6 protein-coding genes are annotated in these 12029 nt (G+C 37.4%); 1 reads left to right on the forward strand and 5 read right to left on the reverse strand.

What is annotated here, in order from left to right; genetic code table 11:
- Positions 1–15 precede the first annotated feature (15 nt).
- The 5 genes from FND99_RS00550 to FND99_RS20135 all read right to left on the reverse strand — a co-directional run bounded on the left by FND99_RS00550 (position 16) and on the right by FND99_RS20135 (position 9121).
- Positions 16–6390, reverse strand: coding sequence for a HAMP domain-containing protein (locus FND99_RS00550; protein WP_211356610.1), 6375 nt, complete (start codon positions 6388–6390; stop codon positions 16–18).
- 134 nt (positions 6391–6524) lie between these two features.
- Positions 6525–6956: a response regulator gene (locus FND99_RS00555; RefSeq protein WP_144336054.1), complete on the reverse strand. Its 432-nt coding sequence runs from the start codon at positions 6954–6956 to the stop codon at positions 6525–6527.
- Positions 6943–8403 carry an ATP-binding protein gene (locus FND99_RS00560; RefSeq protein WP_144336055.1) on the reverse strand — a complete coding sequence of 487 codons (1461 nt, stop codon included), beginning with the start codon at positions 8401–8403 and terminating at the stop codon, positions 6943–6945. The genes FND99_RS00555 and FND99_RS00560 overlap by 14 nt, the downstream gene beginning before the upstream one ends.
- 76 nt (positions 8404–8479) lie before the next feature.
- Positions 8480–8857 (reverse strand): response regulator, encoded by a 378-nt coding sequence (locus FND99_RS00565; protein WP_144336056.1) that lies wholly within the window; start codon positions 8855–8857, stop codon positions 8480–8482.
- 105 nt (positions 8858–8962) lie between these two features.
- Complete coding sequence (locus FND99_RS20135) at positions 8963–9121, reverse strand: hypothetical protein (RefSeq protein WP_162615519.1); 159 nt, start codon at positions 9119–9121, stop codon at positions 8963–8965.
- Positions 9122–9620: 499 nt separating this feature from the next.
- On the opposite strand from FND99_RS20135, the gene FND99_RS00570 reads away from it, so the two are divergent.
- Positions 9621–11816, forward strand: a complete 2196-nt coding sequence (locus tag FND99_RS00570) for an alpha-N-acetylglucosaminidase (protein ID WP_144336057.1) — start codon at positions 9621–9623, stop codon at positions 11814–11816.
- Positions 11817–12029 lie beyond the last annotated feature (213 nt).

A 12029-nucleotide genomic window follows, 5' to 3' on the forward strand; every position in this document is an offset into this window, starting at 1 on the left:
TTTTTATTTAAAATATTATTTTAACCAAACCCTCATTAATGAAGATAATTGTTCAACATTGACAGGCTTCGTGATATAATCTGATGCGCCAGATTCTATGCATCTTTGTCTGTCGCCTTTCATGGCTTTTGCAGTAACGGCAATAATGGTCAAATCTTTATGTCTGGCGTTTTGTCTAATGATTTTCATGGTTTCGTAACCGTCCATTTCCGGCATCATGATATCCATCAAAACAATATCCATTTTCGTATTTTGATTTAGAATTTCGATAGCTTCATGACCGCTTTCGGCACTTATAACATCTAATCCAAAACGTTCCAGAGCTGTTGTCAGCGCAAATAAATTACGCACATCATCATCTACCAAAAGCACCTTTTTATTAATGAGTACATCTTCTTTCAAATAATAAGTTTCAATTCGTTTTCGCATGTTTTCCGGCAAATCCTTGTGTACGCGATGAAGGAAAAGTGCCGTTTGATCAACCAATTCGTCTATTGAACTCGAACTTTTTGTAATAATACTGTGTGCAAAACGACTGAGTCTGCTGCGTTGTTTTTTGTTTACATCGCCTGCAGAATGAATGATGATTGCAGTTTCTTGTCCGCTGATATTGTTTTCCAAATCACTGATCAAATCCAATCCGTCAGCATCTGGAAGCACTAAATCTAAGATAATACAATCAAATGATTTTTCTTCAATAAGTTTAACAGCGTCTTTTGCAGTCAGCGCTGTTGCTATCGAAATATCATCAGCTTTCACAGCCTCGACAATGCGTCTTAATTCTGCTGGATTATCGTCAACCACCAATAAATTTTTCTCTTTTTTGTTTTTGAAATCATGAATATCATTAAAAAGAGCCGTCAATACATCATTTTTGACTGGTTTTACTAGGAAGTTTCGAGCACCGCGTTTTAATCCTTTATTTCGTTCGTCTTCGCCCGAAATAATGTAAACAGGAATATGTCGAAGTGTAAAATCCGTTTTTAGTCGATCTAGAATTTTCCATCCGCTTGTATCTGGCATATTGAGATCCATTGTAATGGCATGAGGCTGAAACTGATTGATGTAGTCAATTACATCATTTCCTTTAGTCGTCACAACGGCTTTAATATCATGCTGATGCGCTTTTTCAAGTAATATTTTGGCAAAAGTCAAATTGTCTTCGGCAATCAACAGAATTTTGTCATCGGGTTTGATGATGGCTCGGTCGTCGCCAACTTCATCAGCAAAATACAAATTAATATCCGATTTATTGAAGCTTGACGATGGAAGCGATTTTAAACGGCTTTTTCCCGCATGAAGTACATTTGTTTCTTCATTGACGTTCATGTCTTCAATTTCGGCAATATGAACAAATTTCAAAGGTAAGAACAAGGTGAATTTACTTCCAATATTGGTATCACTTTCCAATTCGATGCTTCCGCCCAATAAATCTGAAAGTCCGCGGCTAATAGACAAGCCTAAACCAGTTCCGCCATATTTACGGCTTGTAGAACCTTCCGCCTGTTGGAAAGCTTCAAAAATGATGTTTTGTTTTTCTTTTGAAATCCCGATTCCAGTATCTGAAATTTCAAAAGCAACTACAGCTTCAGCATTTTCTAAGCTAACATTTTTAGTTTTCCAATTATTATCTGCTTTATAAATATTCAATTTTACAGAACCTTTTTCAGTGAATTTGAAGGAGTTGGATAAAAGATTTTTCAGAATTTGATTCAATCGTTGCGAATCGGTTTCCATTACTTCTGGAAGATTCGCATCCATAAAAATCTCAAAATTAAGATGTTTTGCCTGCGAAATAGGATTGAAGGTAGATTCGACAAATCGGCTGATTTCTTCAAAGCTAATTGGATTATAATCGACAGAAATATAGCCAGATTCAATTTTAGAAAGATCCAGAATGTCATTGATCAACTGAATTAAGTCATCACCGCAAGAATTGATTGTTTTGGCAAATTGAATTTGTTTTTCAGATAAATTTCCGTCGCGGTTGGCAATCAATTCGTTCGCTAGAATCTGTAAACTGTTCAGCGGTGTACGCAACTCATGCGACATATTCGCAAGGAATTCCGATTTGTATTTTGAAGTCAGCGTCAACTGATCGGCTTTTTCTTCCAACGCTTTTCGGGCAACCTCGACCTCTTGGTTTTTAAGTTCCACTTCTTCTTTTTGATTGGCCAATAAAATTGCTTTTTCTTCCAATTCTTCGTTCGTATTTTTTAGCACTTCTTGTTGACTTTTTAGCTCACTTGCCAGAGATTGTGACTGAACCAATAATTCCTCAGTTCTTGAATTCGATTCAATCGTATTCAATACAATTCCTATACTTTCTGTCAAACCTTCAAGGAAATCTAAATGCGTCTGATTAAAGGTGTCAAGAGAAGCCAATTCAATAACCGCTTTAAGTCGACCTTCAAAAAGAACCGGCAGAATAATAACATCTTTTGGTTTTGCGTCGCCTAGTCCTGAATTAATTCGGATATAATCTTTTGGAACATTGCTCAAAATAATTCGTTCTTTTTCAATAGCCACCTGACCAATAAGTCCTTCGCCCATTGCATATGACGTAATAGAATCTTTGCGTTTGATGTAAGCATAAGAAGCGATTAAATTCAGTTTTGAATCCATGAATTCTTCGCCTTCTTCCAAAATATAGAAAAGTCCGTGCTGTGCTGTAACCACCGTTGCAAGCTCCGAAAGGATTTTTTTAGTAACGGCATTCAGCTCTTTTTGACCTTGAAGCATCTGCGTAAATTTGGCTAAATTCGATTTCAGCCAGTCTTGTTCCTGATTACGTAGCGTTGTAGCTTTAAGATTTGAAATCATCTGGTTGATAGTATCTTTAAGCGCTTCAACTTCGCCTTTAGCTTCAACACCAATAGTTCGCGTTAAATCTCCCTGCGTTACAGCAGAAGCCACCTCAGAAATCGCACGAACCTGCGTAGTAAGATTCGCTGCCAATTGATTTACGTTTTCTGTTAAGTTTTTCCAGGTTCCCGATGCTCCCGGAACGTTCGCTTGTCCACCCAGTTTTCCTTCGGCACCTACTTCTCGGGCAACCGTTGTAACCTGATCAGAGAAAGTAGCCAGCGTGTCAATCATTTCATTGATAGTATCTGTAAGTTGTGCAACTTCACCTTTTGCATCAATAGAAAGTTTTTGTTTTAAGTTTCCTTTTGCAACCGATGTTACCACCTTTGCAATTCCACGAACCTGACCCGTCAAATTGGACGCCATTACGTTAACAGAATCCGTTAAATCTTTCCAAGTTCCCGCAACACCTTTCACTTCAGATTGTCCGCCAAGTTTTCCTTCGGTACCCACTTCACGCGCCACACGAGTAACCTCAGATGCAAACGAATTCAGCTGTTCCACCATGGTATTGAACGTATTTTTCAAATCAAGGATTTCACCTTTTACGTCAACGGTAATTTGTTTTGAAAGGTCGCCATTTGCCACGGCTTTGGTTACATCGGCAATATTACGAACCTGTCCGGTTAAGTTCGATGCCATTTGGTTCACCGAATCCGTTAAATCTTTCCAAGTTCCCGCAACACCCGGTACAAAGGCCTGACCGCCCAGTTTTCCGTCCGTTCCAACCTCACGCGCCACACGCGTAACCTCAGAGGCAAAAGCACGAAGCTGATCCACCATGGTATTTACGGTTTCTTTCAATTGCAGAATTTCCCCACGAACGTCAGCTGTAATTTTTTTCGACATATCTCCGTTGGCCACAGCAATTGTAACTTCGGCAATATTACGAACCTGAGTGGTCAAGTTACCCGCCATTTGATTCACCGAATCGGTCAAATCTTTCCAAGTTCCGGCAACTCCGGGCACATTGGCTTGACCTCCTAATTTTCCTTCGGTACCCACTTCACGCGCCACACGAGTCACCTCAGAGGCAAATTCACGAAGCTGATCCACCATTGTATTTAAAGTTTCTTTTAATTGCAGAATTTCCCCGCGAACGTCAACCGTAATTTTTCTGGACATATCTCCATTCGCCACGGCAATCGCCACATCGGCAATATTACGAACCTGCGCAGTAAGGTTTCCTGCCATTTGGTTCACGGAATCTGTTAAATCTTTCCAAGTTCCGGCGACTCCGGGAACATTCGCTTGTCCTCCCAATTTACCTTCAGTTCCTACTTCTCGCGAAACCCTCGTAACCTCCGAAGCAAAGCCTCGAAGCTGATCCACCATTGTATTGATGGTATTTTTTAACTCTAAAATTTCTCCTTTTACGTCAACGGTAATTTGGAGCGATAAATCGCCTTTTGCCACTGCGGTTGTAACTTCGGCGATATTACGAACTTGTCCTGTTAAGTTGGATGCCATTTGGTTTACCGAATCCGTTAAGTCTTTCCAAGTTCCGCCAACACCTTCAACCTGAGCCTGACCACCAAGTTTTCCTTCGGTACCAACCTCACGCGCCACACGAGTTACCTCAGAGGCAAAGGAATTCAGCTGACCCACCATTGTATTGATTGTGTTTTTCAGCTCTAAGATTTCTCCTTTGGTATCAACCGTAATCTGGCGTGATAAATCGCCTTTTGCTACGGCGGTTGTAACTTCGGCAATGTTACGAACCTGACCGGTTAAGTTAGATGCCATTTGGTTTACAGAATCCGTTAAATCTTTCCATGTTCCGCCGACACCTTTTACTTTGGCTTGACCGCCGAGTTTTCCTTCGGTTCCCACCTCAAGCGCCACACGCGTTACCTCAGAGGAGAAAGAGTTCAGCTGATCCACCATGGTATTGATGGTTTTTTTCAACTCTAAGATTTCTCCTTCGGCTACAGCCGTAATTTTTTTCGATAAATCTCCATTTGCTACCGCCGTTGTTACCTCGGCGATATTTCTAACTTGTCCGGTTAAGTTGGATGCCATTTGGTTCACCGAATCGGTTAAATCTTTCCATGTTCCACCAACACCTTTTACTTTGGCTTGACCACCGAGTTTTCCTTCAGAACCAACCTCACGCGCCACACGCGTTACCTCGGCACCAAAAGAGTTCAGCTGATCCACCATGGTATTGATGGTATTTTTTAATTCGAGGATTTCGCCCTCTACGTTTACAGTAATTTTTTTAGATAAATCTCCTTTTGCTACGGCTGTTGTAACCTCGGCAATATTACGAACCTGACCTGTTAAATTGGATGCCATTTGGTTTACCGAATCGGTCAAATCTTTCCAAACCCCTCCGACACCTCGAACGCGCGCTTGTCCTCCCAATTTTCCTTCAGAACCAACCTCACGCGCCACACGCGTAACCTCAGAAGAAAAGGAATTCAGCTGATCTACCATCGTGTTGATCGTGTCTTTCAACTCTAGAATTTCTCCTTTTACGTCAACCGTAATTTTTTTCGAAAGATCTCCTTTTGCCACGGCCGTTGTTACATCGGCAATATTTCGAACTTGTCCGGTAAGATTGGATGCCATTTGGTTCACCGAATCGGTTAAATCTTTCCAAGTTCCACCAACACCTTTTACTTGTGCTTGACCTCCTAATTTTCCTTCGGTACCAACCTCACGCGCCACACGTGTTACCTCCGAAGAAAACGAGTTCAGCTGATCCACCATGGTATTGATGGTATTTTTTAATTCCTGAATTTCTCCTTTTACGTCAACCGTAATTTTTTTCGATAAATCTCCTTTTGCAACAGCGGTTGTCACATCTGCAATATTTCTAACTTGCCCGGTAAGATTCGATGCCATTTTATTTACAGAGTCGGTCAAATCTTTCCAAACCCCGCCAACACCACGAACTTTTGCTTGACCGCCTAATTTTCCTTCGGTACCAACTTCACGCGCCACACGTGTAACTTCCATAGAAAAAAGGTTCAGCTGTTTTACCATTCCGTTTACCTCTTTTGCAATTCGGAGAAATTCCCCTTGAAGCGGATTTCCCTCAATAGACAAAGGCATTTCCTGCGACAAATTTCCTTTTGCCACCGATGTAATTACATGCGCAATTTCGATTGTTGGGTGAACCAAATCTGAAATCAAGGTGTTTACCGAATCAACACAGGAACTCCACGAACCACGTGCACCATCAAGCACAACGCGATTGGTTAGTTTTCCTTGTTTACCAATGTTTTTACCCACTTTCTGAAATTCAAAAACCATTCTTTCGTTCAAATCGATGATTTCATTCAAAGTGTCGCAAATAGCTCTTTTAGTTCCATCTTGATCGGTTGGAAAACGCTGTGAAAAATTTCCGTTTTTGACTTTCAGCAAAATCTTCAAAAATTCGGCATCGCTAAGAATTGATTCTTCAGATTTGTTTTTCTTGCTTTTGCGATCAGCAGTTTTTTCATCTGTAATAACGGGCATTGCAATCAGCACGTCATTTTTAGAGGTTTTATTTTTATTTGTCTTATTTTTCATAATCGGTGGCGTTATGGCAGGTTTAGTTTTTGGTGATTGGAGGTTAATTATTGATTGTTAATTGTGAATGTGGATTTGAGTTTTTGGTTTTTCATTAACAATTAACAATTAACAATTCATAATTAATAATTGTTTTAAACGTTTTCATTCAGCAAGATCTTTCTTAAATGAAATTGGACAAAAGCATCCATAGAGTCTGATCTTTTTGTGTTATCAGTATAATTGAGCGGTTTTATGATATATCCTGAAATCCCTAAATTTTCGGCTGTTTCTCGGTCACTGCTTTCAGACGAAGTAGTCATGATAAAAACTTTAAGGTCTTTTAATTTTTCGTCAGATCTCAGAATCTGCAAAAACTCTATTCCGTTCATTTTCGGCATATTAATATCAAGCAGAATAACATCTGGAACAAGCGGATTTTCCTTATTTCGCAACATCTGAAGCGCTTCAAGACCGTTATAAGCCGTGTGAAGATCATATTTGATTTCCAGCTTTTTTAGCGAGCGCTCAACCGAAATGGTGTCCAGTTCGTCATCTTCAATCAATAAAATATTAGGCTTTCTCATATTGTTTATTATTTCTCCAGGTAAAAGTAAATTTGGTTCCTTTGCCCAGTTTTGATTCGACATGAATGCTTTCTCCTTGGTCGTCAATTATTTTTTTAACAATGGCAAGTCCAACTCCGGTGCTTTCCATTTCGTTTTTCTCTCTGAGTGTCTGAAAAATTTCAAAAATTTTATGATGATATTCTTCATCAATTCCAATTCCGTTATCAGCAACTGTAAACTCATAAAAATTGAGCACTTTAGTGGCTTTTATTTCGATAAATGGATTTTCAGATTTTGAATATTTCACTGCATTACTGATTAAATTCGAAAAAACCTGTTCCAGTTTCAAACGTTCTGTAACAAGTTCCGGAAGATTGATAATTTCGAGTTTAAATTCTCTTGGAACGATCGATTGTGCGATTTCATGAACAAGTGCATTGGTATCCACTACTTCTGGAGGCGTTTTCCTGTTTATTCTTGCGTATTCTAAGAGACCATTAATTAAAGCTTCCATGCGCTGTGTTCGTTTCGGAATAATATTCAGATAATTTCGAAGTTCAGGGGAGATTTCGCTTGACAAATCTTCTTCAATCCAGCTGATTACATTGTAAATTCCTCTCAACGGCGCTTTTAAATCATGAGAAACCACGTAAGCAAACTTGTTGAGTTCTTCGTTTTTGTTTTCCAGTTCCTGAATATTTTTTTCCAGACGGCGTGACATGATATTCAGCGACGAGGCGAGCGCACTCAATTCGTCATTTTTATAATCTTGGACAATCGTAAAACGTCCTTTTGAAATCGTATCAGCCACACGAACCATCGAATTGATTCGTTTTGTGATCATCACCACGATATACGCCGTACTGCAGATTCCGATGAAAATCGTCAGCGACAAAAAAACTAGCGAATACGTTCTGGCTTTGCTCAAAGAATGCAACAGCATTTCAGAATGATGCGCTCTTGTTTTGTATTCGATTTTATCAAATGTTCTGAACTTTTTGGTGATCGAATCATTGATGTTTTTGCCAATATGCTTTTTGAGTTTGTTGTCTAAAAGATATTGATAGGTTTTAGGATTCTCTTTTCTTGCCCGAATCAATTCAGATGTATAAATAAGCCATTCGTTGTGAAGAATGCTTATCGAATCTAAAATAACCGACTGAATCTTGTTGCTGTCAATAAGCGTATGCTGTTCGACAATAAAACCAGGGACTTTCTCAATACCGCTGTAATAAGGTACGAGATAAGTTGAATCACTTGTTAGAAGATAACCGCGCACGGCACTCTGCATTTGTAAAATAGCTCTATGAGTTTTGTTTGAATTGCGGATTACAGCTTCTGATTTAGAAAGAAACTGCGAATTTTGATTGACTTTAAGAGACAGTCTGTAATTGGTATACGAATCTGCAGCAGAAAGCAAAATGATAAGTGTGAAGGCCAAAATTATTTGAGTAGATAATTTCATTGTCTTTCTGTTAAGAAAACTGCATTAAAAAATAAAGTAGCTGCAATAGGGCATATTTTACATTCTGAAAAACACATTATATGGTAAAATCACTTATTATTTTTTTTAGTTCGTTAAAATCACTTGGCTTCGAAATAAATTCTTGTGCACCATAACTTCTTGCTTTCAATTTTGTCTCTTCAAATTGCGAAGTCGAAAAAACAACAATCGGAATATCTCGAATGATTTTTTGCGCTTTAATCGCCGTCAAAAATTCAAAACCCGACATAACTGGCATGTTGAGATCAAGAAATATAATGTCAGGGTTTAATTCCTGACGGATTAATTTATCGAGCGCTTCAACCGAATTGTGCATTGCAGTATAGTCTGCAGTTGATACCGCTTGTAAAGCTTCCATGAAAAATTCGCAATCGTCTATATCGTCGTCAATTTGAAGTATATTTTTATAAATCATAAATGTTTTCTTAGTGTAATTAGAAGAATGATTATTCTTTTCGCTTTAATTCTGTAAGTTGTTTAGGCAATTCAAGCCGTTTTTTCAAGGTAAAATTCAGAGAAATTAATAATCAATCTTGGCGCTTAAAGTATTAGTCTGATGATGAAGAGCCTCTTTAGGGCCGTGAGTATAATCTTCATCATCACAGTGGGGCGCACTGCCGTAATTTATAAGAAAAACTAAAAATACAGCAACAAGTATTTTAGAGTAAAGGTGTTTCATAGAATTGATAATTTTTGGAATTAAATCAACTATGAAAGTATAAATAAGATTTTCCTTCGGTTTACATTATTTCAGATTAATGTTATATAATTAAAATGTTTTCCGTTTTTATTTTATCCATTTTGTTCGGTTTTGGAAAAAGAAATTTTTAATTTGAATGCAGAATTGCATTTTATCGAATTTCCGATTATTCACATCATTTCTATACGCCAACTGTGGTTTTTTGGGCAAAATGTCTATAATGTTGAATAATGTGTCCATTGTTTAAGCCATCAAGATATATACTTTTACCTCAAGTAAAAATCTAATGAGTCTGCAGGTTACAGACATATAAGTGGCATTAGATTTTTATCTAAAAGATTAGGTTTGTTTATTTATGGTTTTATTAAAACGGGAGATTAATAGTCTCCTGTTTTTTTATAAGTATCGATCTGAAATCTGTTTTTTTTTGTAACCTAAATTATAGTTGCTTTTTATAAACGTAAAAAATATTTATTAAATGTATTGCAATAGGAGAACTAATGGTTCAAAAGGTAAAAAGAAAATTGCTTTAGGTAGTTCTTTTTCTTATTTTTTTGTAGTCTTTTTTTTGGTTTTTAATGTATATTCCAAAAACGGAGAAAATACAAAAAGTTCGTTTGCTGTAATCGAAAAACTGATTGGCAATAGAGCGAATGATTTTGAGTTGGAAATCATAGAAAATAAAGAAATAGCTGATGCTGATTGGTTTGAAATTGAGACAACACCAAATGCAGTAAAGATCAAAGCAACATCGAATACTGTAATTTGTTACGCGGCTTATAATTTTCTTAGAGATATTGGTGCTGTATTAGTAAGTTGGGAAGGAAACAGAGTCAATTTGCCTAAAACGTGGCCAGCATATTCAAAAAAGGGAGCAACACCGTTTAAATACAGAGAATATTTAAATGCCTGTACTTTTGGCTATACAACTCCATGGTGGGACTGGGAGCGCTGGGAAAAGGAAATTGAATGGATGGCATTGCATGGTATTAATTTGCCAACTGCATTAGAAGGACAAGAGGCGGTTTGGCAACTGCTCTGGAAAGAATATGGTGTAACAGATGCGCAATTACAAGAACATTTTGCAGGTCCTGCATTTTTGCCTTGGCAGCGAATGGGAAATATTAATAGTCTAGATGGTCCGTTGCCACAAGAGTTTATAAATAAAAAGGAAGAAGTTCAAAAGAAAATTCTGCAAAAAATGAGAGCACTAGGCATGCATCCAGTAGTGCCGGCTTTTAGTGGGTATGTTCCGAAAGTATTTGCCGAAAAACATCCAGATTCAAAGATAAGTGAATTAAAATCTTGGTCGGGTGGCGGTTTTGAGAGTACTTACTTATTAGATTCAAAAGATCCTTTGTTTAAAGAAATCGGTAAACGTTTTATTGAGATTTATACGAAAGTATATGGTGAATCTGATTTTTATTTGGCAGATTCTTTTAACGAAATAGTGCCGCCAGTTTCAGAAGGACATAAAAATGAAGAGTTGGTTGACTATGGAAAAACCATTTTTGAAGCGATTAATGCTGCGGCTCCAAAAGCAAAATGGGTAATGCAGGGCTGGCTTTTTGGGGATAATAAAGAATTTTGGACGAAAGAAGCAACAAAAGCTTTTCTTAGCAAAGTTCCAAATGATAGAATGATCATTCAAGATTATGCAAATGATAGGTATAAAGTGTGGGAAAATCAGGAGGCATTTTATGGAAAACAATGGACATACGGATATGTTCATAATTATGGAGGATCTAATCCCGTTTATGGAGATTTCAATTTCTACAGAAATGAACTTCTAAGTTTGATGAAAAATACAAGCAGAGGCAATGTTGTAGGTTATGGAGCCATGCCTGAAGGTTTGAATACTACCTCTTCGGTTTACGAATATATTTATGACTTGCCATGGACGCTGGGAAAAGAATCGGTAAATGAATGGCTGGATCACTATCTGAAAGCCAGATATGGGAAAGAAAATTCTGCTGGAGTTCTCAAAGCATGGCAATTATTGGTAGAATCGGTTTATAGCACAAAATATTGGGAAACTCGCTGGTGGAATGAAAAAGCAGGAGCTTATTTATTTTTTAAAAGACCAACTTTAAAAATAACAGAATTCAAAGGAAATCCGGGAGACAAAGAAAAACTGAAGCAAGCTTTGGTTATTTTGAATAAAGAAGCTAAGAACTTTGACAAAAAGAACCTTTTTCAATATGATTTGATCGATGCCTCAAGACAGTATTACTCGCTTTGTATTGATGATATGCTAATGGAATGTGTAGCAGCTTATAATGCTAAAGACTTGAAAAAAGGAGATGAATTGTTTAAAAAGATAGAAAAACAAGCTTTAGAGATTGATAATATGATGAAAGGACAACCTTTAAATAATTTAAAAAATTGGCTGCAGTCGGCATGGAATTATGGAAGCTCAGAATCAGAATCAAAATTGTATCTAAAAAATGCCAAAACGATTATAACGCTTTGGGGAGGTGAGGGGCATTTGAATGATTATGCTTCAAGAGCATGGGGCGGTATGTATAAAGGATTTTATTGGCCACGATGGAAAATGTTTTTACAGGCTCAACGAGAATCAGTTGTCAGCAACAAACCATTTGATGAAATAAAAGTGGTTGAATCTATAAAAGAATGGGAAACAAAATGGTGTGAAAGCACAAATATGAATTAAATAGAAAATTAAAAGAATTGCGACGTCATGAGCCGGCAGGATTTAGGAAAATTATAAAAGAATTATGATTTATTTTATGAACAGATTTGAATTTTTAACGAATTTGTTACGAAGAAATAAGCGCTTAAAGTATTGATTTTGCTGGAATAATTAAAAATATCCATGTTTATGAATAATCTGTCCATTTATTAAACAAAGCAATAGCTCTATTTT

It is taken from the genome of Flavobacterium daemonense (assembly GCF_007341385.1).
GTDB classification, from domain to species: domain Bacteria; phylum Bacteroidota; class Bacteroidia; order Flavobacteriales; family Flavobacteriaceae; genus Flavobacterium; species Flavobacterium daemonense.

Coding starts and splice junctions, on each gene's coding strand:
- FND99_RS00550 (WP_211356610.1), bottom strand. CDS start 6,390: ATGAAAAATAAGACAAATAAAAATAAAACCTCTAAAAATGACGTGCTG.
- FND99_RS00555 (WP_144336054.1), bottom strand. CDS start 6,956: ATGAGAAAGCCTAATATTTTATTGATTGAAGATGACGAACTGGACACC.
- FND99_RS00560 (WP_144336055.1), bottom strand. CDS start 8,403: ATGAAATTATCTACTCAAATAATTTTGGCCTTCACACTTATCATTTTG.
- FND99_RS00565 (WP_144336056.1), bottom strand. CDS start 8,857: ATGATTTATAAAAATATACTTCAAATTGACGACGATATAGACGATTGC.
- FND99_RS20135 (WP_162615519.1), bottom strand. CDS start 9,121: ATGAAACACCTTTACTCTAAAATACTTGTTGCTGTATTTTTAGTTTTT.
- FND99_RS00570 (WP_144336057.1), top strand. CDS start 9,621: ATGTATTGCAATAGGAGAACTAATGGTTCAAAAGGTAAAAAGAAAATT.